Annotated in this window: 19 protein-coding genes; 10 read left to right on the plus strand and 9 right to left on the minus strand. The window is 40.5% G+C overall.

What is annotated here, in order from left to right; all coding sequences use genetic code 11:
* Positions 1-41: 41 nt before the first annotated feature.
* Positions 42-2,510 (plus strand): ligase-associated DNA damage response DEXH box helicase, encoded by a 2,469-nt coding sequence (locus RM529_RS03050; RefSeq protein ID WP_311483280.1) that lies wholly within the window; start codon positions 42-44, stop codon positions 2,508-2,510.
* On the opposite strand, the gene RM529_RS03055 is transcribed toward RM529_RS03050, so the two are convergent.
* Complete coding sequence (locus RM529_RS03055; RefSeq protein WP_311483281.1) at positions 2,511-3,026, minus strand: DUF1440 domain-containing protein; 516 nt, start codon at positions 3,024-3,026, stop codon at positions 2,511-2,513. It lies immediately after the preceding gene.
* Between the two features lie 104 nt (positions 3,027-3,130).
* Between RM529_RS03055 and RM529_RS03060 the strand changes: the two genes are divergently transcribed.
* A complete protein-coding gene (locus tag RM529_RS03060) occupies positions 3,131-3,910 on the plus strand; it encodes an amidohydrolase (RefSeq protein ID WP_311483282.1) in 780 nt (259 codons plus the stop codon).
* Here the strand turns inward: RM529_RS03060 and RM529_RS03065 are convergent.
* Positions 3,897-5,510: an Ig-like domain-containing domain gene (locus tag RM529_RS03065; protein WP_311483283.1), complete on the minus strand. Its 1,614-nt coding sequence runs from the start codon at positions 5,508-5,510 to the stop codon at positions 3,897-3,899. The two genes, RM529_RS03060 and RM529_RS03065, sit on opposite strands and share 14 nt — an antisense overlap.
* Positions 5,511-5,567: 57 nt before the next feature.
* A complete protein-coding gene (locus tag RM529_RS03070) occupies positions 5,568-6,248 on the minus strand; it encodes a ComF family protein (protein WP_311483284.1) in 681 nt (226 codons plus the stop codon).
* Between the two features lie 60 nt (positions 6,249-6,308).
* Between RM529_RS03070 and RM529_RS03075 the strand changes: the two genes are divergently transcribed.
* From RM529_RS03075 to RM529_RS03100, 6 genes are all read left to right on the plus strand, one after another.
* On the plus strand, positions 6,309-7,193 hold the full coding sequence (locus RM529_RS03075; RefSeq protein ID WP_311483285.1) for a DUF8428 domain-containing protein: 885 nt from the start codon (positions 6,309-6,311) through the stop codon (positions 7,191-7,193).
* 60 nt (positions 7,194-7,253) lie between these two features.
* Positions 7,254-8,792 carry a glycine--tRNA ligase gene (locus RM529_RS03080; RefSeq protein ID WP_311483286.1) on the plus strand — a complete coding sequence of 513 codons (1,539 nt, stop codon included), beginning with the start codon at positions 7,254-7,256 and terminating at the stop codon, positions 8,790-8,792.
* Positions 8,793-8,969: 177 nt separating this feature from the next.
* Entirely contained in the window at positions 8,970-11,957 is a 2,988-nt protein-coding gene (locus RM529_RS03085; protein WP_311483287.1) for a GEVED domain-containing protein, read from the plus strand.
* A 137-nt stretch (positions 11,958-12,094) separates the two neighbouring features.
* Positions 12,095-12,856, plus strand: a complete 762-nt coding sequence (locus tag RM529_RS03090; protein WP_311483288.1) for an exodeoxyribonuclease III — start codon at positions 12,095-12,097, stop codon at positions 12,854-12,856.
* Between the two features lie 13 nt (positions 12,857-12,869).
* A complete protein-coding gene (locus tag RM529_RS03095; RefSeq protein ID WP_311483289.1) occupies positions 12,870-13,823 on the plus strand; it encodes an OmpA/MotB family protein in 954 nt (317 codons plus the stop codon).
* Positions 13,824-13,943: 120 nt separating this feature from the next.
* Positions 13,944-14,975, plus strand: coding sequence for an NADP(H)-dependent aldo-keto reductase (locus RM529_RS03100; protein ID WP_311483290.1), 1,032 nt, complete (start codon positions 13,944-13,946; stop codon positions 14,973-14,975).
* Here RM529_RS03100 and RM529_RS03105 read toward each other — a convergent pair.
* From RM529_RS03105 to panC, 6 genes are read right to left on the minus strand one after another with little or no spacing between them, the layout of a single operon-like run.
* Positions 14,972-16,102: a M23 family metallopeptidase gene (locus tag RM529_RS03105; protein ID WP_311483291.1), complete on the minus strand. Its 1,131-nt coding sequence runs from the start codon at positions 16,100-16,102 to the stop codon at positions 14,972-14,974. The genes RM529_RS03100 and RM529_RS03105 overlap by 4 nt on opposite strands.
* 43 nt (positions 16,103-16,145) lie before the next feature.
* On the minus strand, positions 16,146-17,510 hold the full coding sequence (gene radA, locus RM529_RS03110; RefSeq protein ID WP_311483292.1) for a DNA repair protein RadA: 1,365 nt from the start codon (positions 17,508-17,510) through the stop codon (positions 16,146-16,148).
* Between the two features lie 21 nt (positions 17,511-17,531).
* The gene (locus tag RM529_RS03115) at positions 17,532-18,680 is read right to left on the minus strand and encodes an alpha/beta hydrolase (RefSeq protein WP_311483293.1); all 1,149 of its coding nucleotides are present in this window, start codon (positions 18,678-18,680) and stop codon (positions 17,532-17,534) included.
* A gap of 35 nt (positions 18,681-18,715) precedes the next feature.
* Entirely contained in the window at positions 18,716-19,681 is a 966-nt protein-coding gene (locus RM529_RS03120) for a lysylphosphatidylglycerol synthase transmembrane domain-containing protein (RefSeq protein ID WP_311483294.1), read from the minus strand.
* 4 nt (positions 19,682-19,685) lie between these two features.
* The gene (gene panD / locus RM529_RS03125; protein WP_311483295.1) at positions 19,686-20,036 is read right to left on the minus strand and encodes an aspartate 1-decarboxylase; all 351 of its coding nucleotides are present in this window, start codon (positions 20,034-20,036) and stop codon (positions 19,686-19,688) included.
* A 10-nt stretch (positions 20,037-20,046) separates the two neighbouring features.
* Positions 20,047-20,898 carry a pantoate--beta-alanine ligase gene (gene panC, locus RM529_RS03130; RefSeq protein WP_311483296.1) on the minus strand — a complete coding sequence of 284 codons (852 nt, stop codon included), beginning with the start codon at positions 20,896-20,898 and terminating at the stop codon, positions 20,047-20,049.
* A 110-nt stretch (positions 20,899-21,008) separates the two neighbouring features.
* Here panC and RM529_RS03135 point away from each other — a divergent pair, with 110 nt between their 5' ends.
* Together RM529_RS03135 and bamH are read left to right on the plus strand one after the other, a co-directional pair.
* Positions 21,009-21,821, plus strand: coding sequence for a glycogen/starch synthase (locus RM529_RS03135; RefSeq protein ID WP_311483297.1), 813 nt, complete (start codon positions 21,009-21,011; stop codon positions 21,819-21,821).
* A 10-nt stretch (positions 21,822-21,831) separates the two neighbouring features.
* On the plus strand, positions 21,832-23,382 hold the full coding sequence (gene bamH / locus RM529_RS03140) for a BamH family beta-barrel-assembly machinery protein (RefSeq protein WP_311483298.1): 1,551 nt from the start codon (positions 21,832-21,834) through the stop codon (positions 23,380-23,382).
* Positions 23,383-23,386: the final 4 nt, after the last annotated feature.

Genomic DNA, 23,386 nt, shown 5'->3' on the forward strand with positions numbered 1-23,386 from the left:
ATTAATCAGCGGGAGCTGATTAAGACGGAAGGGTAAAAAACATGAATAAAACTCAACTCATAAAATTAGCAGAATCATGGTTCTCTAAGCAGAACTGGAAAGCCTTTCCATTTCAGAAACAAACCTGGAACGCTTACCTGAAGGGCGAAAATGGCCTTTTAAACGCACCCACCGGGAGCGGAAAAACTTATGCGCTCTGGATTCCTATAGTTCTTGAATACATCAAAAACAATCCTGATTACAAAGAGAAGCATAAAAAAGGACTAAAAGCGATCTGGATAACTCCGCTACGTGCTCTTTCCGTAGAAATAGAACAATCAGCACAACGTTTTGCTGAAGAAATGGGGACAAATTTTACCGTAGGGATAAGAACCGGTGATACTCCTCAAAAGATTAGGGCAGCCCAGAAAAGGTCGATGCCAGATTTGCTCATTACAACGCCTGAGAGTTTGCAGTTGCTCCTTTCCTCCAAAAATTATGGCAAGACTTTTAAAAATTTAAATGCGGTAGTCGTAGACGAGTGGCACGAGTTACTCGGCACAAAAAGAGGCGTTCAGGTAGAGTTGGCCTTGTCACGCTTAAAAACAATTTCCCGAAAACTTAAGATTTGGGGTATTTCAGCGACTATAGGAAACCTTCAGCAGGCAAGAGAAGTTTTGTTGGGACCGGAATCTGAGGCTTTTAAAAATTCAGTATTAATAAAAGCGAACCTGGATAAAAAGATAACAGTACGATCTGTAATTCCGGAGAAAATGGAAAAATTTCCGTGGCGCGGGCACCTGGGACTGCATCTAATTGATGAGGTTGTGCCGATCATAAAAAACTCACGTACCACGCTGCTTTTTACAAATACCCGGTCGCAATGTGAAATCTGGTTTCAGAAACTAATCAACAAATATCCGGAATTTGCAGGGGACGTGGCGATGCACCACGGCAGTATTAACAGGGAAACGCGCTTATGGGTCGAGCAGGCAATTAGAAATGAGAGTCTAAAAGCTGTGGTTTGTACTTCCAGCCTGGATTTGGGAGTAGATTTTGCGCCGGTAGAGACCATCGTGCAGATTGGTGGGCCCAAGGGAGTGGCAAGGTTCCTGCAAAGGGCGGGAAGGAGTGGCCACCAGCCGGGAAAGGAGAGCGTGATCTATTTTTTGCCTACACATGCGATAGAACTTATTGAGGCTTCTGCTTTGCAAAAGGCAGCAAAGAAAACCGCGGTAGAAGACCGTATCCCGTACCTGCTTAGTTTTGATGTGTTGGTACAGTACCTTACCACACTGGCAGTTTCTGACGGATTTTTTCCGAAGGAAATTTATCCCGAAATAAAATCTACTTTTTGCTTTAACTTCATAACAGAAGACGAATGGCGCTGGATCCTCAATTTTGTTACCAAAGGAAGTCAGAGCCTGCAGGCTTATGATGAGTACAAAAAGATTGAAATTGAAGAGGATGGGAAGTTTAAAGTAAACGATCGCGGCGTCGCCATGCGGCATCGTTTGCAAATTGGGACCATAGTTAGCGACGCAATGTTGAGCGTGAAATACGTGACGGGTGGTTATATAGGAACGATTGAAGAATATTTTATTTCTAAACTCAATCCCGGAGATGTTTTTACGTTTGCGGGGAGGAACCTGGAACTGGTGCGTATTAAAAGCATGCAGGTACAGGTGAAGAAGTCTAGCAAGAAAACTTCAAAAGTTCCAAGCTGGATGGGCGGCAGGATGACTTTTTCTGCACAAATGAGTGAATTGCTCAGGCAGGAAATGTATGAAGCCGCGGCTTCAGTTTCAAAAGGGACAGATTCTGCAGAGCTTAAGGCATTAAAACCTATTTTGAAAAGGCAGCAAAAAGAATCTATTGTGCCCGATAATAGCCAATTTTTAATAGAGACTTTTAAAACGAGAGAGGGGTATCATGCAATTTTTTATCCATTTGAAGGACGATTTGTTCATGAAGCACTTGCCAGCCTGCTGGCATACAGGATAAGCCTTCTCTCCCCCATTTCCTTTTCTATCGCTTATAATGATTATGGGTTTGAGCTTCTTTCAGATCAGGAAATAAACATGCAGCAGGTACTGGATAACAATCTTTTTTCTGCGGAATATCTTATGGATGATCTTTATAAAAGTTTAAATGCTACTGAAATGGCACGAAGAAAATTCCGGGATATTGCTGTGATTGCGGGCTTGGTGTTTACCGGTTATCCTAATAAAATGATCAAAAACAAGCATCTTCAGTCAAGTTCCCAGCTTTTATTTAGTGTTTTCAGAGATTATGAGGATGATAATTTACTTTATCAGCAGTCATTTAGAGAAACTTTTGAACATCAATTGGAAGAAGGCAGGTTGAGAATAGCTTTGGAGCGGATTGCTTCTCAGGATATTATCTGGAAAAATTGTGAAAAACCCACTCCGTTCTCATTTCCTATTATTACAGACAGGCTTCGGGAGAAATTGTCTTCAGAAAAAGTAGAAGACAGGATAAAAAAAATGTTGAAGCAGCTGGAGAAATAATTACTCCTTAAGTCTTCGGTTTACATAATCTCTAACCAATTCTGTAGTTACACCGAACATTGCATATGCAAAAAGTTCATTCATCTGTAAACCAATAGGAATGTCTTTAGGACTTTCCTTCAGGCCCATTAAGGGGAGGGAAGTCTCGTGCGTAGATGCCCAGGTAGAGCTTCCTAAAATAACCCCGTCCCTGAAATTCAGTTTGTCCTTCTTCTTTTTTCCATAACCGTAAGCCGCACCAATGCTTATTCCCACAGGGAAATTCACCAGTTGTTCTGCCAAAGCTTCGTTATGTACACTTATTGGACTTCCTGTGATTTTTGTGGAAAGATCATCCAAAATTTTTATTTGCGCAGATCGCTGCTCAACCTTCCTTACCTTGAGAAATTTTTCGAACAGGCTTTTTACTGCTGTTCCTGCAAGCCCTCCAACGGCCCCTGCTATAAGGCTGCGGCTCGTGCTGGAAGTGAAGGTATCTCTTTGAAAAAATGAAGTAACGTCTTGACTGGAATTCATAAGTTGAGGTTTTTTAGACAAATAAAGCTATTTAATAGCATGCTTCTTTGCAATGATTTAACAACGAATTGGGAGCAATTTTTTAAAATTTAATAACTTTACGTATGGCTCAAAATCTAAACATAGCAATGCTTCAGGTTAATCTAAATTGGGAGCATCCGGAAAATAATCGTAGTCTCTTCAGTAAAGAAATCAAGGCACTTTCAGGAAATGTTGACCTGGTGATCCTGCCGGAAATGTTTACTACGGGATTTAGCATGAATGCTGAAAAGCTTGCTGAAGAAACAAAGGGGCCAACTTTGCTTTGGATGCAGGAAATGGCTGAACGGCAAAACCTGGCCATAACCGGGAGTGTAATAATTACCGAAAATGGCAATTTTTACAACAGGTTATTCTTTGTATATCCCGATGGCTCGTATAAAGTATACGACAAGAGGCACACCTTTGCCCTGGCGAAGGAGGATAAAACGTATACTGCAGGGGAAGAGCGGCTTATAGTGAAATATAAAGGTTGGAAAATTTGTCCGCTGGTGTGTTATGATCTTCGTTTTCCGGTTTTTTCAAGGAATACTGTAGATTACAATTTGTTGATTTACGTGGCCAACTGGCCAGAAAAACGGGTAGCAGCATGGGATGCACTCTTAAAGGCACGTGCTATAGAAAACATGAGCTTTTGTATAGGATTAAACAGGACGGGTCTTGATGGCGAAGGACACCGGTACAATGGCCACAGTGCTGTTTATGATTGCCTTGGGCAAAACCTTACGGAGCTGGACGTGGAAGAACCATTTTCTAAAGAGGTTGAGTTGGATTATAATCATCTTATCGAAACAAGGGAAAAAATGAAGTTCTTGCTCGACAGGGATGAGTTTAATCTAAAATAAAAAGTTCATCCATATCCCAATTCGCGCGGATATCCAGCGTATCGGGAAAGTATTCTATTCTTTCTGGTTTTAATTTTTTCAGGTAATTCCCTGTGTCCCATTTACGGTTCTCATTGCGGTCAAAAATGATCCTCATAAAATATTCACCGGCATTTATATTTCCGAAGCTGATAACACTTTCTCCTGTAGAATATTTCTCTCTTATAACTTCGCCTTTAAGATCTGTAAGTTGAACCAAAACAGGATATTGCTGCACATTCTGGAGCCTGAAGGTGATATTTCCAAATTCAGAAAAAGCTTTTGTGGACACGCGTTGAGTCAATGTATCGTTTGTAGCTTCAAACATGTCTACTACTGTTCCAGGTAAAACTTGTATAGAATACTGGCTGCTTTCTTCTTTTTCAAATGAAATACGCAGTTCATTTTCCAATAATCTTAATTCCGTAGAAAAAGGAATAAAGATCGAATCCTGATTCATAATAGAAATGAGACTGTCATTACTTTCTACAAGAGGTGTATTTGCCCTTAGAAACACTTCCTGGTCAAAACCAATATTCCCGCTAGGTGTAACGCTTATGTTTAGAGAATCCCGTTCCATCTCTGCAATCCTGGCAAAAAGTGTGTCCCTGCGTTCGGGGCTAAAAACTTCAAAGGTGAGACTATCTGTCTCCAGCGTGGGCCTGTACCAGTAATAGAGAGAATCTGTTTCCCTGTCTTGCACAATACGGGAGGTAAAATCTTCCGGTTTTGGATTAAGTAACTCTATGCGTACACTATCCAGATCTAAAACACCCTCGTATCCAAACACAATTTGTTGTCCTTTTAGTTGCTTTGGTCGCTGTATTTCAAACTCCAGCTCTTCCTGGAACAGTGTAATTTCATAAGTAGAATCGGTAGGAATGGTAATAAAATCCTCTACAAATCCAATTTTTTCGTTCTTGGGATTAAACAGATAATTATCATTTTCGTCCATTATGGCGAGCATCTGATAAGTGCCGGCTTTTAAGTTTTCAAGCTGAAAAATATTTGTACTATCTCGTGTGTAAGTAACGTAGCGTGGAGTTCTTTGATAAACAACAGAGTCTGAAAAGGTAGAATCTACCTCATACAGAAAAACGGAAATGAAATCTGCGGGTTTTTTAAGATAAGCGTCTTCCACTGTTCCGCCAACTTCAAGTGAATCGATGTAGTCTCCGGTAGAAAAAACGTATTTAAAATAGTTTAAGGGATTATTTTCATTGTTGTCTATAATGCTTTTTCCGAAGTTAATGGTGTAGGTGGTGTTTTCCTGGAGTGTGTCAAAAATTTCTATCTGGACATCTCTTCTTGCCGTGCCAAGGGGTAAGATAGAGGGCCTTGGGTTCATAGGCGGAGAGATGATGACCTGTTGCTGCGGATTTTTCAGCTTAACATATTCGTCAAAAAATATTCTTATCTCCTCTCTGCTGAAATTAGTGGTATAATTTTCAGGATTTGCTCTTATAAACTCGGGTGGCTCCTCATCTCTAGGGCCACCTTCAGGCATTCCTTTTTTTGCACATTGCACCAGTGTTAAAAGGAGAACAATAACAATTAAAAAGCCCGGAATTCTATTTCTCATTTATTGGAAGCTAATTTTAAAGCAAAGAAACAATTATTTTAAGTTTTAACGCAAAATTCAATTTGTAATTGCCATTGTGGCGATACTCACCTTTACGCCTTCAATTTGCTGAATTTTTTCTATACAAGCTTCCAGTGTTGCACCTGTTGTAATTATATCGTCTACAAGCAGTACATTTTTGTTTTGTATTTTTTCGGAATTTTCCAGCAGGAATGTCTCTTCCATGTTACCCCATCGTGAAAGCCTGTTTCTGAGTGCCTGGGTGTTGCCCGGAGACTTTTTTACCAGTACATCATCTACGTATTCCGCATCTAACTTTTCAGCAATTTTTCTGGCGAATCCTTCCACCTGATTAAAACCGCGGGATTTTAACTTGAGTTTGTGCAGGGGTACAGGGATTACTACATCAAGACTCTGGTAATCTTCAATTTCAGATAAGTCCGAGCCTACCCATTCCCCAAGGAAAGTACTTATTTGTTCATGGCCTCGGTATTTTAAATTATGGATTAAAGTTTGGACCATTCCCTTTTTTCTGAAGTAAAGTAGAGCAGTGGCATTCTCTATTTCTGCACGTCCATAAAACACTTTTTTTACCGGATTTTCGTTATAAAGGTGGTAATTTGTAACAGGAAGTTCATGCAGGCAGGTGGTGCAGACGGTTTTTTCATTCTTAGCCAATTCAGTACTACAGCAATTGCAGGTTTCGGGATAGAACAGGGAGACTAAATCGTGAAACATTTGTTAATGCATTGTGTGTTACTTCGTTAAAACATAAATTTACAAACTAAATTCATATGTATGATGACCGAAAAGAAAAACAATACAGCATTAAAAATATTAACAGGGGTGCTGGCTGTGGCCTTAATCGCGTTGAGCATTTATACCATTAAGTTTTATAATGAAGAAAAAGAGAATAAAGAAATTCTTCAGAATGAGAAAGCAAATATAGAAGATGAGCTTAATGACCTCATCGTAAAGTACGATGAAGCCATTGAAGAGAATGAAATAATGGACCAGAATATGGTGGAAGCGCGGGAACGAATAAACAGGTTACTGGATTCTGTTCAAGACAACGAAGCGAATCTTGCTCTTATTTCTCGATACCGAAGGGAAATTGGAAACCTGAGAGCCGAAAAGGACAGGCTTTTCAGGGTTGTAGATAGCTTAAGTTCACAAAATCAGCGCTTAACTTCAGCAATAGACAGTACAAATACGGTGCTGGAGGAACGTACCAGGATCTCAGATTCTTTACAAAATACCAATCAAAGCCTTTCTTCAAAAGTAGATCGTGCTTCAAGATTAAAAATTACCGGATTAAGGGGAGAGGGAGTAATTGTGAGGAATAGTGGCAGGGTTGTAGAGAATGACAGGACGCGAAGGGTAGACCAGATAAGGACCTGCTTTACCATATCCTCCAATGAGCTGGCCGAGCCGGGAGAGAAAACTATTAATGTGCAGGTTTATAATCCTGAGAATGAACTTGTAGGTGACCAGATTGCCGTGCAGCATGAAGGCGGGGTGATGGTATATAGTGCAAACTCCCGGGTTTATTATGAAAATGAAGAACTGGATGTTTGCGTTCTTGCCAACGCGAGTGAAGACATGTTAATTGAAGGTGAATATAAAGTCTATGTATATTCAGATGCCTACCTTATAGGTACTTCTACTTTTAGTTTAAGATAATTTTAAACAAAAAAGAGGCCGTCTTGATGGATATCAGGGCGGTTTTTTTATTTTTGCTCTATGGCGAAAAACGAAGATTTATTCAAAAATGTAATATCCCATGCTAAAGAGTATGGGTATATTTTTGCATCGAGCGAAATATATGATGGATTGAGCGCGGTTTATGACTACGGTCAAAATGGTGCCGAACTAAAGAAAAATATAAAGGAGTACTGGTGGAAAAGTATGGTGCAGATGCACCAGAACATCGTGGGTATAGATGCGGCAATTTTAATGCACCCCACAACCTGGAAGGCTTCTGGGCACGTAGATGCCTTTAATGATCCATTAATTGACAATAAAGATTCCAAGCGGCGTTACCGTGCAGATGTGCTTGTAGAAGATTATGCTGAAAAGCTCCTTCAAAAGGCACAAAAAGAAATAGATAAAGCAAAGAAACGCTTTGGGGAAGAATTTGATGAAGAACAATATAAGGCTACCAATCCACGGGTAAAGCGCTATTTAGGTGATCGGAAAGAAATTCTGGAACGTTTGGGAAGATCACTAACAAACGAGGATCTTGCCGATGTAAAGTCACTTATTGAAGAACTTGAAATTGCCGATCCTGAAACCGGTTCTAGGAACTGGACAGATGTGAGGCAGTTTAACCTGATGTTTGGGACCAAACTGGGAGCTTCAGCAGATTCTGCAACACAATTATACCTTCGGCCGGAGACTGCACAGGGTATTTTCGTAAACTTTTCTAACGTACAAAAAACCGGAAGGATGAAAATTCCTTTTGGAATTGCACAAATAGGAAAAGCTTTCAGAAATGAAATTGTCGCGCGACAGTTTATATTCAGAATGCGGGAATTTGAACAAATGGAGATGCAGTTTTTTGTGCGCCCGGGAGAAGAACTAAAGTGGTATGAGCACTGGAAAGAGGTGCGTCTAAAATGGCATTTATCACTGGGTCTCGGGGATGAAAATTACCGTTTTCACGACCACGATAAACTGGCGCATTACGCAAATGCTGCTGCAGATATCGAATTTGATTATCCGTTTGGGTTTAAGGAACTTGAGGGGATCCATTCGCGTACAGACTTTGATTTAAAAGCTCATGAAGAACATTCAGGCAAAAAACTGAGGTTTTATGATCCTGAATTGAAGGAAAATTATGTTCCTTATGTAATAGAAACTTCCATTGGTCTCGACAGGATGTTCCTCTCTGTACTTGCGGCGTCCTTAAAAGAAGAAGAGCTGGAAGATGGCAGTAGCAGGACGGTTTTAAAGCTTCCGGCGGTACTTGCGCCTACAAAAGCGGCAATTTTGCCTTTAGTGAAGAAAGACGATTTACCGGAGCTTGCCCAGGAAATTTTTGACGAGTTAAAATGGGATTTTAACGTTCAGTTTGACGAAAAAGATGCCATTGGCAGGAGATACAGGAGGCAAGATGCTGCAGGAACTCCGCTTTGCATCACTGTAGATCACGATTCCATTGAAGACCAGACAGTTACTGTTCGTTTTAGGGATACAATGGAACAGAAGAGGGTCGAAATTTCGCAATTATCGGCAATTATAAAAAAGGAAACCGACTTTAGAAGCTGGCTTGGAAGTTGACATTTCAGGTGTAAACACTGCAGTTGATTTTTTCAGGTTAACATAAAATTTAAAAGTCTTGGGCCGTTTGGGAATTTCCGGTAGGCGCACATAAAGATATGAGGAGGAAATTTCAGGATTATATTATTAACTTTAGAGCTTCTTCTTTTGTTTAAAACGATATATTATTGTCTAATTTTGAAGAAGCGATCCCTTGTAATGATGAAAAACCTACTATACTTTTTAATTCTTGTCTTTCTTTTTCATCCTGATGCAAAGGCGCAAAATAAGCAAATTTCAGGTCCTGTTTACGTAGATTCGGCACGTGCTGTGCCTTCAGGGGCACTTTCAAAAGGTAAACTGGTTGCTCCTTCTTCAGAATTTAAAATTTATAATCCGCGTAACCGGGGTATCAATAAGGTGGTGCCGGGAAAAGGGCTGCCAAAAACTACAGATCCTGCATTACAAAGCAAAATGGGGGAGGTGCCTTCAAAAGCACCAATATTGTCCTATGAAGCTGTAAGTTCCAGGTCTACGCCTACAGATCCAACCGGTTTTGTGGGTCCAAACCACTACGTAAACGCGTGGAATTCGGCATTTTCAATTTGGGACAAAAGTGGAAATCAACTCATGCCGCCCGCCTCTTTGGCAAGTATTGGCGGAGAATTTGCCAATGAAGTGCTTGGTGACCCTATCGTTATTTATGATGAATTTGCAGATCGTTATCTTATAAGTCAGTTTAGCGATACCCCTGAAAGTTTTCTTATAGCAGTTTCCCGTGGGCCGGACCCCTTAAATGACGGATGGTTTACGTACAGGTTTACTACAAATGGCGTATTGCCAGATTATATAAAAATTTCTGTTTGGGGTGATGGTTATTATATTACCACTAACAAACATTCCAATACTGCAGATCAAAGTCAGGTGATTTACGTAGTGGAACGGGACAGGATGCTCCAGGGCGAAACTGCAGGAATTGTATCTTTTCCTTTACCGGGTATCCAGACCAATGGGTTTTACAGTCCAGCCGGTTTTAATGCAATAGGAGAGATGGAGCCACCGCGTGGGAATTCACCTATCATTTTTATGCAGGACGATGCCTGGGCAGGAATAACCCAGGATCACTTAAAAATCTGGCTGGTAAATGTAGATTGGGACAATCCTTCTGCTTCGGTTATTTCAGAGTCACAGGAACTGGGCCAGGCAGACGGTGTTTCCCCTTTTGTTGCAACTTTTGACGGAGGTTCCTTCAGCAACCTTTCCCAACCCGGCAATGCTCCCGAAATTGATGCCCTCCAGGCGACAATGATGTATATGACACAATACAGACGCTTTGATACCCATACGTCTGTAGTAATGAATTTTGTGGTAGACGTAGACCCTGGTGCTGCAGAACATGCCGGTATAAGATGGTATGAGCTCAGGCAAGAGGCTAATGAAGAAATATGGTCTGTTTATCAGGAAGGAACTTATGCCCCGGATAACAGTGACAGGTTTAGCGGAAGTATAGGTATAGACAGTCAGGGTAATATTGGCCTTGGATTTACAATTTTAGACGATAACCCTGAAACCCCAATTTTCCCATCTATAAGGTACACCGGGAGGTATGCCGGCGATGAATTGGGAATAATGAGCCTGGAGGAACAGACGATAGTAGAAGGAGAAGATCCCGACCCTAACAGCAGGTATGGAGATTACGCCCATCTTTCTGTAGATCCTGCAGATGGCCTCACGTTTTGGCATAATGCTGAATATTTTGAAGGTGTGGTTCGTAAAAACCGGGTGGGGGTGTTTAGGATTGCGGCAGATAACCAAAACGATGTGGGCGCTATCTCCCGTATATCTCCTCAGGACGCAACTCTGGGAAATGCTGAAGAAGTTACCGTTAGGGTAAGGAATTTCGGTTCTAATGCACAATCTGGATTTCCTGTGAGTTATACAATAAACGGAGGGGAAACAGTTACTGAAATTTTTACTGAAAGTCTTCCGGCAACCGAGTCGGCCGACTTCACGTTCTCGCAACCGGCAGATTTTTCTGAAATAGGAGAAACCTATGAAGTTGTGTTTACCACTTCACTTAGTAACGATCAGGATTCAGAAAATGACACTTTTGTAGCTCAAATAAGAAACCTGCCGCCCAGGGATGTGGGCGTAACTTCTATAGATGTTCCCGTTACAGGACAAAATTTAACGCCTACAGAAGTTGTTACCGTTACAATTGAGAATTTTGGAGGAGAGCCGCAATCAGGTTTTCCGGTTTCTTACCAGGTAGGGAACAATGCGCCGGTGAGAGAAGTTTTTGAAGGCACTGTTGGAGTAGGGGAGAATGAAATATATACCTTTAATCAAAGAGCAGACCTTAGCCCCTCGGGAAGTTACAGGGTAATTGCCAGAACACAGCTTGAGGAAGATTTTGACCCTACCAATGATTCTACGGTGAAATCTATTGCAAATCTGAATTGTATTCCTGAAGGTTCAGATTGTTCTTTTGGGGACGGGCTTTTCTATTTTGAATTGGAAGAAATTTTGAACGAGCGTATCCCCTGTGGAGATGGCTATATAGACTTTATTGGTTCCCAAGCCACGCTGGATCGTTCGCAGGGTACCTTTACAGTAACCGTAAAATCTCTGTTTGCAGAGGAGGAAAACGAACGTTTTTCTATGTGGATTGATCTTAACGACGACGCAGTTTTTGATGATGATGAACTGTTAATCAGTTCAAGAGTGATACCACAGCCCAATACGGCCCTTTCTGTAGAATTTTCTATTCCTGAAAACGCTCCCTTGGGAGAGCATCTTCTAAGGATACGGGCGGGGGACACCAGCTTTGAGGGAGATCTTAATGATCCCTGTGATGTAATGGAATACGGAACAACCCACGATTACTCCGTAAATGTGACCGACAGTACTCTGAATATTGAAGATTTTATTCTTAATGAAGCTGAACTGCTTGTTGTGAGAAGCCCTGACGGAACCTATCGTGTGGCCATTGAAACAGATTATGATGAGACACTTAGGATAACAGTTCATGATATGCTTGGACAAAAGCTTCTTGAGAACCAGATTGAAAACAACGGGTATGGCTATGTTTACGATCTTGATATGTCTTACGCCGCAAGAGGTGTTTACCTTGTAAGAGTGGGGACAAGGGAATTCGGTAAGGTAAAGCGTTTTATAGTAAAGTAAGCTCGAAGAAGCTGCTCTATGTGAATTGTAAGCTTTTTTCAGCAGAATTTCAGCCTTATAACTTCATTAAATTTATTCCTTTGTCGGTTTGAAGATGCCTCTGATAAACATATTTTTGAAAATTTAGAACAAACTACATGCGAATAATTTCTTATAACGTTAACGGAATAAGAGCAGCAATCAGAAAAGGGTTTTTGGAATGGTTGCAGCAGGCCAATCCAGACGTTGTATGTCTCCAGGAAATAAAAGCCTCTCCGGATCAATTAAATTTGCAGGATTTTGAAGAAGCCGGGTATCCTTATCATTATTGGTATCCCGCTCAAAAGAAAGGCTATAGCGGGGTAGCCATCCTCAGCAAGTTAAAACCTCTTCATGTGGAGTATGGAACGGGTGTGGATTATATGGATTTTGAAGGACGCAATCTGCGGGCCGATTTTGAAGAATTTTCGGTAATGAGCCTTTACCTTCCTTCGGGAACAAATATTAAGAGGCTGGATCATAAATTTCAGTATATGGCAGATTTTCAGCGGTACGTGGATAAGCTGAAACTTGAAATTCCAAACCTCATTATCTGCGGGGATTACAATATTTGTCACGAGGCCATAGATATTCATGACCCTGTGCGGTTAAAGAATGTTTCAGGATTTCTTCCGGAGGAAAGGGAATGGATTAATAACTTTATGAAAAAAGGATTTATAGACTCCTTTCGGCATTTTAATGAAGAAGGTGATCATTATTCCTGGTGGAGTTACCGGGCAAATGCCCGGAATAATAATAAAGGCTGGCGTATAGATTACAACCTGGTTTCAGAAACCCTACAAGAAAGAATGAAGCGTGCCGTTATATTACCTGAAGCATATCACAGTGATCACTGCCCGGTTTTGATTGAGTTGGAATAAAATTTAGACTAAAATGATAAGGATATCTTTTCTTTTTGTATTTGCAATTGCTTTGTTGCTGAGTTCTTGTGTTTCTTCTAAAACCTATAAGGAACTCGAGAATAAACACGCTGATCTCCAGCGTGAAAACCGTGAAATGTCTGCTGACCTGGAGCGGTACAGAAAAATGGACACGGAATATAAAACCTTGCAGGAGGAGCATCAAAACCTAACCGCAGAACGCAATAATTTAGCTGAAAATTTATCTTCACTCCAATCGAAGTACGATAATTTGAAAAATTCGTATGACGCTTTGGAGCAGAATAGTTCTGCTGCTATTGCTGAAAATTCCAGGCAAAACCGGGAGTTGCTGGCTCAACTGGAAGAAAAGGAAAATACGCTTGCAGCTGAGCAAACAAGGCTGGAGAAACTTCAGCGCGATTTGCAGGCACGGTCCAATCGCATAAGTGAACTGGAAGGGCTTATTGCTGCAAAAGACGCTAAAATGAATGCTTTAAAGGAAGCTATTTCTAAAGCACTCACCAACTTTGAAGGCAAAGGTCTTACTGTAGAGCAGCGCGATGGGAAGGTTTATGTTTCCATGGAAAATAAACTACTGTTTGGCTCGGGAAGCTGGGCAGTAAATTCTGAAGGAAGAAGAGCCGTTGAGCAGTTGGGAGAAGTGCTGGCCCAAAATCCTGATATTGCCGTTTTAATTGAAGGACATACCGATAATGTGCCTTACGGGGGCAGCGGTCCGTTAACCGATAATTGGGATCTTTCCACCAAACGCGCAACTGCGATTGTGCAGATTTTAAAAGAGAACAGTAACATCGATCCGCAGAACCTAACGGCGGCCGGAAGGGGAGAATATGCGCCGGTAGCAAGTAATGAAACTGCTGAAGGAAGGGCTAAAAACCGCAGAATCGAAGTTATCCTTACTCCAAAACTGGATGAGGTAACGCGTTTGCTAAATGAAACGGAATAGTAGAGGATCCTTAACTAAGAATAAAAAACTGGGAATCGACTGTTTTGTGGAATTGAGTCATCAAAATGAATTAATGTTAGAAAGGAATTTTCGGGCAGCCTGATTTTCAAAAAATTGAATATGAAATATACAAGATTACCTAATACAGATCTAAAAGTCAGTAAAATATGTCTGGGTACTATGACTTGGGGAGAACAGAATACCGAAGCCGAAGGTCATGAACAGATCGAATATGCGCTGGAGCAGGGAGTTAATTTTATGGATGCTGCAGAGATGTATCCAGTTCCTGCAAAACCGGAAACCCAGGGAAGAACTGAAGAGATTATTGGAAGCTGGTTTAAGAAATCCGGTAGGAGAAAAGAAGTAGTTCTTGCCTCTAAAATAGCCGGCCCGGCTGAGATGGTTTCCCATATAAGGCCTAAGCTGGGTTACCACAAAGAAGCAGTAGAAGATGCGGTAAATAAAAGTTTGCAACGCCTGCAAACAGATCATATCGACCTTTATCAATTACATTGGCCGGAACGACAAACCAATTTTTTCGGAAAGAAAGGTTACACTCATGAAGATGAAGAGTGGGAAGACAATTTTCGGGAAGTCCTGGAGAATCTGGATAAGATGATCAAGGCTGGAAAAATAGGATATATTGGGTTATCCAACGAAACTCCATTTGGTTTAATGAGGTGCCTGGAGGAGAGCAGGAACGGCCTGCCCAGGGTGGTAAGTGTTCAAAACCCATATAATCTTTTGAACAGGAAGGACGAAATTGGCCTTACCGAGATCCTTCATCGGGAAAATGTAGGGCTATTGCCTTATTCTCCTTTAGGAATGGGCGTTCTGTCTGGAAAGCACCTTGGCGGAATTAAAGAAAACACAAGGTTAAGCCTGTTTCCGCAGTACAAGAGGTACACCGGGGAAGGGGCGGTAAAAGCTACAGGCGCGTATAATGATATCGCTAAAAAGCACAATATCGGCCTTACGCATTTAGCTTTGGCGTTTATAAATCAGCAGCCTTTTGTGACCAGTAATATTATTGGGGCGACAACAATAGATCAATTAAGCGAAAATATAGACAGCATTAATGTTAATCTTTCCGAAGAAATCCTTCAGGAAATAGAAGAGGTGCATAAAGCTATATCAAATCCTGCGCCTTAAATAGGTTTTACGAGGCTTTGATGAATAAATGAAGCTTTATTTTCGGGAGTTCTTATATGATACCAATCTTTTGATTTTCCCAAAATTTGGAGCGTGTCCTGTGCTTTGGAAGAACCTATAATTTTTGACCCCGAAGTCGTGGGTTTGTTTCTGAGGTTTGCCGTGACCGCTTTGGTAAGGATTTTATTTGGAATCTCATCCTCCAGGTTGTCAAGATTTAATGGCTTTGGAAGAAAAACAAAGCTTAACGGGTCTATGGCACCTTCAAAGTTTTTGTAAATTCCGAAGTGAAGATGGGGCGGTGTAGTTCTCGCGTTACCGGTGTTTCCTACAAATCCTAAAGTGTCTCCTACCTTTACACTTCCAGAGATGGGCTTAATGCTGTCCAGGTGTGCGTAATAAAGCGACTGGCCTCTGCGGCTATCCCTTAACCATACCTGTTTTCCGCCAAGGCCTTTTTCGCCGGTATAAGTAACGCGGCCAGAAGTAGCGGCGACAACTGGAGTTCCGCGCTTTGCAAATATATCAATCCCTTCATGGCTTCTTGCCCCTCCATCTCGTTGGGCTCCCCAAAGGCTTTGGATTGCGGAATTTGTATAAGATGCGACCGGGAAAAGATAAGCAGGACTTTTAATCATCTTCAGTAAGAAAGGTGAATTTGCCTCAATTGCAGGTTGAATTACTACTTTAAAGTTTCCTTTCTCCTTAGCTTCAAAAGTAAATTGCTTCGCACCAAATGCAGCGCTTTCTACTTTTTTGTAGGGATTTAGAGAGTCTGTAGTTCTTCTGAAAACATCAATAAAAACCAGCTCCTTAATAGAATCGGTTTCTATTTCAAAATTAAAAAGCTCCCCGGGAGTTAGGCTGACTTCATACGAATACACAGGAAAAGCACGGGGTAGAAATTTGCCTTTTTCGGCATATGGCAGTTCTACCTGTACACTATCTTTTAAAGCAAGGTCCACCTGATTATTCCAAAGCGTGAAAAGACTATCTGAAAGATTAAAATCTCTCTTGTACACTTCTTTTGCAGTGGGATTTGTAATATAATCTGAAGCTTTATTGAGCTGGGAACAACCTGTGAGGATAACTGCTGTTAATACTATCAATAATTTTATTTGTCGCATATAATTATTTTTCAGCAGTTTAAGAGCATTAACTATGCCATTTTTATTCAAATAAATGACTTACTACATCTTCAATTTTTGCTAATTTAATAATTTGAATGCTAAAATTGTTCTTGGGAACTTTACTTTGTGTTGAAATTAAGATTTTTCCGAAACCGAGTTTTTCGGCTTCAATTATTCGCTGCTCAACCCTGGTTACGGGACGTATTTCTCCTGCCAGGCCTACTTCTGCAGCAAAACAAACATCTTTTTCTACGGGAATATCTTCATTAGAAGAGAGAATAGCGGCTACCACGGCAAGATCTATCGCAGGATCATCAACTGAAATTCCACCGGTTATATTCAGAAAGACATCTTTTGCACCAAGTTTAAATCCGGCTCGTTTTTCCAGTACCGCAAGTATCATATTGAGCCTTTTGGCATTGTAACCTGTAGTAGAGCGCTGTGGTGTGCCATAAACGGCGGTACTTACCAGAGCCTGAATTTCTATCATTAAAGGGCGCATTCCTTCTAGTGTAGCGGCGATAGCAGTACCGCTTAAGTCTTCGTCATTTTTTGAAATAAGGATTTCCGACGGATTGCTTACTTCTCTTAATCCGCTGCCCTGCATTTCATAAATACCAAGCTCGTGTGTTGAACCAAACCTGTTCTTATGTGCTCTTAATATCCTGTATACGTGATTGCGATCTCCTTCAAACTGTAGGACAGTATCTACCATATGCTCCAGTACCTTTGGACCTGCAATACTACCTTCTTTGGTAATATGGCCAATAAGAATAACGGGTACACCGCTTTCTTTGGCAAATTTTATAAGTTCTGCGGTGCATTCCCTTATTTGGGAAATACTGCCCGGGGAACTTTCGATATAATCACTGTGGAGGGTTTGTATAGAATCAATTATAACTACTTCCGGAGAAATAGCTTCTATTTGCCGAAAGATGTTTTGGGTTTTTGTTTCGGTTAGAATATAACAATTTGAGGGATTTGGATCTATACGTTCAGCTCGCATTTTAATTTGCTGCTGGCTTTCTTCTCCCGAAACGTATAACACCTTAAATTTAAACTGAAGCGAAATTTGCAATAGCAGAGTACTTTTTCCAATACCGGGTTCACCTCCTAAAAGTGTAAGGGATCCAGGAACAAGACCGCCGCCAAGAACGCGGTCCAGCTCATTATTACCTGTTTTCCAACGGTTATGGGGGGCATTCTCTATTTCGGCAAGTTTTAATGGCCTGGAAACCCTCTTTGCTTCTTTTGCTGCAGGCGATTTCCAGTCTTTTGGATCTGGTTTCTGCACAACTTCTTCTACAATGGTGTTCCACTCATTGCACGAAGTACACCTGCCTTGCCATTTTGAATATTGTGCCCCACAATTCTGGCAATAGAATGCGGTTTTTACTTTTGCCATTGCTATTTTAAAATTTTATTTTTAGTAGCCGAAATCCCTTTTTATCGCGTTTGCCTTTTCCAGCATAAAATCGACATCTAAAAAAGCTATTTTTTGCTGTCCGTAAGCATTTTGATAGGTTCTCATTGCTTTTTTGGGATTACCTGTCTCTTCTTCATACCGGGCTTCAAAATAGGTGCTTAACATCGTGCCTGGGAAATGATCGTTTGCAAGTTTGCTTAGCTCATCATATTCTTCCCATCTTCTTGTTTTCTCTATGGCCTGATGGATTGCAAGAAAATCATTTAACCTTATTTGTTTTTCAAGGCCAAAAAGCTTTTCAATAGACTCATATTTCTGAATAAGATATTCTGAAGGAGAAATGGAGGTTTGCAGGAGTACTTCATTATATTCTTTCTGCGAAATCGGTCCGAAGACGTCGAAAATGCTTTCAATGGCTGAAGGGATTGCCCTCCCCACGAGTGAATAATGACTGGCATCTTTAAAATTGTCAAATTTATAAGATAGCAAGTCGTTATCCAGAGCTGCTATTTGATTGTCCAGAGAAAGTATGCCTTCCTTTAACTGAGGGATATCTTCGCTTCCTGTAGCCAGGTAGTACCATCTTTTACTTTCGGTCTTTGAAAGTACGCTGGTAATACGGTTTGCCATTTCGGGAGCAAGATCGGGACTAAGGTTAATATATCCTTCAAATACTGGTTCAGGTTTAAGTAAATAATAATTCAGGAAGTTTGCAGTAAGGTCGTGGCCTACAATTATTTGAAAAGGCGCTGTCCTGTATTTTTGATCTATAGTTTTTAAAAGTTCCATTCCCAGGAATTCAAAAAATTCAGCTCCCTCGTCCGAGGGTAAAAATCGTTCGTTGTCGTAGCTCGAATCTTCATTTCTCGAACCTGCCTGATTGACACCAACGATGATCATTTCCGGAATATTTTCCCAATAAGAATAGTAATCAACAATTCCAGCTACAGGTTCAAAAAGATAATCGCCGTCCAGTACTAAAACTACAGGATAGTATTTTTCTTTATTCTCTTCGTAATTACGGGGTAGCTGAACTTTAATTTCACGCGTTTCCTGCATTTTTGCAGAGGAAACCGTTTCGTAAATGATTTGTGCGGAACTGATAAGGGGAAATATCAGGACCACCAGCATAAGTAGTTTTTTCATCATAGGTTATAGATAGGTTAACCCAGGCAAGGTAAGCATTATTTCTTTTGGTTTAAAACGGGTAAAAGAATGAAAGACAGGCCACCAAAGACGAGCACCATTAACGTCTGCGAGCCCCATAAAATCCAGCCAAAAGCTTCGCCGCTCTGTTTGCTTATTCCGTAAAGAATAAGGATGGCCCCAATTGCAACAGGATAAACACCGATTCCCCCATTTGTTGCAGAAATAGCAAAAGAACCTACTACGAAAGCTGCCATTATTGCCCCCACGCTTGCATTTGCAGTTTCGGGAACCGTGAAGACAATTACATAAAACATTAACACGTACATAGCCCAGATAAAGATGGTGTGAAGTATAAACTCCCACTTCTTCTTCATCTTCAGGATGCTTTTCATTCCCTCCAGCAGCCCTTTTGCCAGCTTCCTTACCTTTATGGCAATGGACCATTGGGATCTTTTGATAAATTGTAAACCCAGAACACCCAGGAAAATTAAAGCTATAAATAGACCTATACTCACCAGGGGATTTACATTATTAGCTTTAAAATAGGTTAGAAGATGGTCTGTTTGTAGAGCAATGGTCACCGCAACGATAAGCAGAAGGATAACCATATCTGCAATTCTCTCAGAAATTATAGTGCCGAATCCTTTCTCGAATGGCACCTTTTCGTAGGAAGAAAGTGTGACGGCGCGTAAAACTTCGCCCGATCTTGGAATGCCAAAATTAGCAAGATAACCTACCATAACTGCCATAAAACTGTTTGCAAGTCCCGGGTTATAACCCAAAGGCTCCAGTAGGTATTTCCATCTGTAGGCTCTGGAGAGATGGGACAAAGCTCCTAGGGTTATAGAGAGGATAATCCAGAAGGGATTAGCTTTTAGAACATTGTCGAGCAGTTCTTCGCGCTCCAAAGGAGTCGCACTTTGTAGCGAGTACCAAATTAAAAAAATCCCCAGTGCCAGGGGGATTATGATTTTTAATAATTTGATGGTCTTTTTCTTCAAAAGATCAGGTCAATAAGTTGGTTTCTTCATCTGGAAAAACAAGAGAGGGCTTGAAGCTTTTAGCCTCTTCAAAATCCATTATGGCATATGCAATTAAAATAAGGATATCGCCTTTTGCGACCTTTCTGGCGGCAGCTCCGTTTAGGGTTATTTCCCCTGAATTTCGCGTGCCGGGAATTACATAAGTCTCTAACCTTTCCCCGTTATTGTTATTTACGATCTGCACTTTTTCGCCTTCAATTATGTTGGCAGCTTCCATAAGATCTTCATCTATAGTAATACTTCCAATATAATTTAGATCGGCTCCGGTGACTTTAACCCGGTGAATTTTTGATTTTACTACGTGCACCTGCATTTTCAAGAAATTAATTGTTTAAAGGCATGTTATCTATTAACCGAATATCATCAGCATAAGCTGCAATAAAAGCCCTGTATTGTGCTCCTTTTTTCTTCTGCTCAGCTTTTTTTAATGTCTGGGTATCGGCAATTTCAAAATATTCAAGTTCCAAATAAGGATAGTTTTTAAATTCATCTTCTACCCATTTTACTATATAATCTGCACTTTTTGTGCCAAAGAGCTGCCGCGATTTTTTCAGTGTATTATAAATAAACGCCGCTTTTTCTCTATGTAAGCTACTTAGTCGTTCGTTTCTGGAACTTCTTGCAAGTCCCGAATCTTCCCTTAAAATCGGGCAGCCTACAATCTCTACCGGTAACTTAAGAATTTCAGTTAATTTTCTGATAATTTGGAGTTGCTGAAAATCTTTTTCGCCAAAGAATGCCTTGTCGGGTTGAATGATCGTAAACAAAAGTTTTATGATGGTTCCAACCCCGTCAAAATGGCCAGTTCTGTACTTGCCTTCCATTACTTTTTCCAGTCCCTGAAAATCAAAATGCTCAGAGATAATTTTTTCGCCGTAAAGTTCATTTGCATTAGGCGCAAAAATAAGCAGATCTTCGTGTGCCTGCTTTAGCAGCGCTATATCCTGCTCCAGTGTTCTGGGATATTTCTCCAGGTCTTGGGGATTGTCAAATTGAGTAGGGTTAACAAAGATACTTACCACCACCTTATCGCACTCCTCCAAAGCCTGTTTTACAAGGGAAAGGTGACCCTCGTGAAGGGCTCCCATTGTAGGGACCAGTCCAATAGTCTTGCCGGAAGATTTGTAGCTCCCGAGAGTAGTTATTAGCGGTTGTTTTTCCTTAAATATCTGCACTTTATTATAAAATTAACAGCGTGCAAACTTAATATATTACTAGCAATCTGCATAAATTTTTGTAATTTTGCGTGTTTTTTATTCGCAATCGCAATTAAAGCAAAGATTTTATGAAAGATAAGAGAGTATTGTACGTCTCCTCTGAAGTTATACCCTACCTGCCTGAAACAGACATTTCATCCACCTCTTTTGAAGCCGCAAAAATGGTAAATAACCAGGGTGGCCAAATTAGGATTTTTATGCCAAGGTTTGGTAATATCAATGAAAGGCGTCATCAATTGCATGAGGTAATACGGCTTTCAGGAATCAATCTTGTTATCAACGATCTCGATATGCCATTAATTATTAAAGTGGCATCTATTCCAAAGGAAAGAATGCAGGTTTATTTTATTGATAATGAAGATTACTTTAAAAGAAAAGCTACCCTTACAGACGAGGACGGGAATTTATTTGATGATAATGATGAGCGTGCCATCTTTTTTGCAAAGGGAGTAATTGAAACAGTAAAGAAATTAAATTGGTCCCCCGATATAATCCACGTTCACGGCTGGCTGGCTTCCCTGCTGCCGTTGTACCTGAGAAACTACTACGGAAACGAGCCCCTGTTTAGTGATGCAAAAATTGTTACTTCAATATACAATCAAAGTTTCGATGAAACGTTAAGTACTGAGATGCAGGAAAAAGTTCTTTTTGATGGAATGGAAGATGAGGATGTAAAGCATTTGGAAGAACCAAATTACGTAAACCTCATAAAAACTGCCGTAGATAATTCCGATGCTATTATCCTGAGTGGAGATAATGTGCCGGATGATCTCAAAACGTATGTAAACAGATTAAATAAGCCTGTTTTACCTTATAAAAACAGAGAGGAATTTGCACAGGCTTATCAGGACTTTTATGCTGCAAAAGTTCTAAAACAGTAAAAAACAGCGAATGATTTTAAATAGATTGACTTTAAAAATAGCAGCAACTTTTGTTGTTGTTTTTTCTTTTGTGTCCTGCGATGAGGATTATACTGAAATTGGAGGAGAAGTAATAGGAAACCCAACAGGTGTTGATTTGCGGGAGATAGACGTTACTGCCTGGTCCAGGAAGATCAAATCAGTTCAAACCAATAATTTGCCTAACCACTTATTAGGTGCTTACAACCACCCGGTTTATGGATTAAGTGAGGCGAGTATTTTAACCCAGGTTTCACTCTCCAGCGTAAATCCCGTTTTTGGAGATGATCCGGTGCTGGATAGTGTGGTGCTTAAAATTCCATTTTTCAGTCATACTTTAGGTGGTGTTGCAAATGTTGCAGATGCTTATGAGCTGGATTCGATCTACGGAAATTCTCCTTTTAAAGTTTCTGTTTTGGCGTCTGACTATTACCTGAATGATCTTGATCCTGAAAGTAATTTTGAGCAAAGGCAGAAATATTATTCAGATCAGCAAGAGTTGTTTGGACAATATATAATAGGTGATACCCTATATGAAAATGGCAATTATCGTCCTTCAACACAACAAATAGTTTCTTATGAGCCTACTGCTGCCGGTGAAACGGATACAGTGGTTTCTGCACCTGCTTTAAGGATGAAACTTCCGGTTGAATTTTTTCAGCAGAGAATTCTGGATAAAGAAGGTGATTCAGAACTTGCAAATAACGCAAATTTCAGAAACTATCTCCGCGGTCTTTTTATTAAAGCTGAAGCTGTTAATAATGACGGTAGTATGGCGCTGCTTAACCTTGCAGCTGCGAGTGGAGCCGGTATTACACTCTATTACAAATATGATAACGCAACCAACGGTGATGAGGAAGTTACCAGAGCGAGACGTAGCTTTAATCTGAATTTTGGAAATAACGTCGTTAATACATTTGAGGGAGAATATCCAGAGGAGGTGCTACAGGTAATACAAAGTTCTGCTGAAGAGAATGGTGCAGAGAACCTTTATATTCAAGGAGGTGAGGGTAGTATGGCAATTATCGATCTGTTCTCAGATCCTGCGGAACTGGAAGAGTTAAAGCAAAACAATTGGTTGGTAAATGAAGCCAATTTAAGTTTTTATGTTAATCAGGACATTGCCGAAGGGGTTAATGAACCAGAACGTGTCTATCTTTATGACCTCAATAACAACAGAAGGCTTATTGATTATAGTTTTGATCCCGGAGCGAACGACAGAGATCCTTTAAATTCATTAACAACCCATTCTTCCCGCTTGGAAACAGAGGAAGATGGTAATGGTTTAAAATACACGCTGCGCATTACACAGCATGTAAATAATATTTTAAATAAAGATTCAACCAATGTGCGCTTAGGATTAGTGGTTACTTCAAATATAAATATTACAGCAAACGCTGCAGTAAGAGATTCTGAAAATATAGATAGAGTGCCATTAACTTCAGTTATGACTCCGCTGGGGACTGTTTTACATGGAAACAGGTCTGAAGACGAAGAAAAAAGACTGAAGCTAAGAATTTATTATACTGAAACAAACGAATAAGAAT

The organism is Autumnicola edwardsiae, from assembly GCF_031846505.1.
In the GTDB taxonomy this organism is placed as follows: Bacteria; Bacteroidota; Bacteroidia; order Flavobacteriales; family Flavobacteriaceae; genus Autumnicola; species Autumnicola edwardsiae.

Excerpts from the sequence above, each read along its gene's own strand:
- RM529_RS03050 (WP_311483280.1), top strand. The coding sequence starts at position 42 with ATGAATAAAACTCAACTCATAAAATTAGCAGAATCATGGTTCTCTAAG.
- RM529_RS03055 (WP_311483281.1), bottom strand. The coding sequence starts at position 3,026 with ATGAATTCCAGTCAAGACGTTACTTCATTTTTTCAAAGAGATACCTTC.
- RM529_RS03060 (WP_311483282.1), top strand. The coding sequence starts at position 3,131 with ATGGCTCAAAATCTAAACATAGCAATGCTTCAGGTTAATCTAAATTGG.
- RM529_RS03065 (WP_311483283.1), bottom strand. The coding sequence starts at position 5,510 with ATGAGAAATAGAATTCCGGGCTTTTTAATTGTTATTGTTCTCCTTTTA.
- RM529_RS03070 (WP_311483284.1), bottom strand. The coding sequence starts at position 6,248 with ATGTTTCACGATTTAGTCTCCCTGTTCTATCCCGAAACCTGCAATTGC.
- RM529_RS03075 (WP_311483285.1), top strand. The coding sequence starts at position 6,309 with ATGATGACCGAAAAGAAAAACAATACAGCATTAAAAATATTAACAGGG.
- RM529_RS03080 (WP_311483286.1), top strand. The coding sequence starts at position 7,254 with ATGGCGAAAAACGAAGATTTATTCAAAAATGTAATATCCCATGCTAAA.
- RM529_RS03090 (WP_311483288.1), top strand. The coding sequence starts at position 12,095 with ATGCGAATAATTTCTTATAACGTTAACGGAATAAGAGCAGCAATCAGA.
- RM529_RS03095 (WP_311483289.1), top strand. The coding sequence starts at position 12,870 with ATGATAAGGATATCTTTTCTTTTTGTATTTGCAATTGCTTTGTTGCTG.
- RM529_RS03100 (WP_311483290.1), top strand. The coding sequence starts at position 13,944 with ATGAAATATACAAGATTACCTAATACAGATCTAAAAGTCAGTAAAATA.
- RM529_RS03105 (WP_311483291.1), bottom strand. The coding sequence starts at position 16,102 with ATGCGACAAATAAAATTATTGATAGTATTAACAGCAGTTATCCTCACA.
- radA (WP_311483292.1), bottom strand. The coding sequence starts at position 17,510 with ATGGCAAAAGTAAAAACCGCATTCTATTGCCAGAATTGTGGGGCACAA.
- RM529_RS03115 (WP_311483293.1), bottom strand. The coding sequence starts at position 18,680 with ATGATGAAAAAACTACTTATGCTGGTGGTCCTGATATTTCCCCTTATC.
- panD (WP_311483295.1), bottom strand. The coding sequence starts at position 20,036 with ATGCAGGTGCACGTAGTAAAATCAAAAATTCACCGGGTTAAAGTCACC.
- RM529_RS03135 (WP_311483297.1), top strand. The coding sequence starts at position 21,009 with ATGAAAGATAAGAGAGTATTGTACGTCTCCTCTGAAGTTATACCCTAC.
- bamH (WP_311483298.1), top strand. The coding sequence starts at position 21,832 with ATGATTTTAAATAGATTGACTTTAAAAATAGCAGCAACTTTTGTTGTT.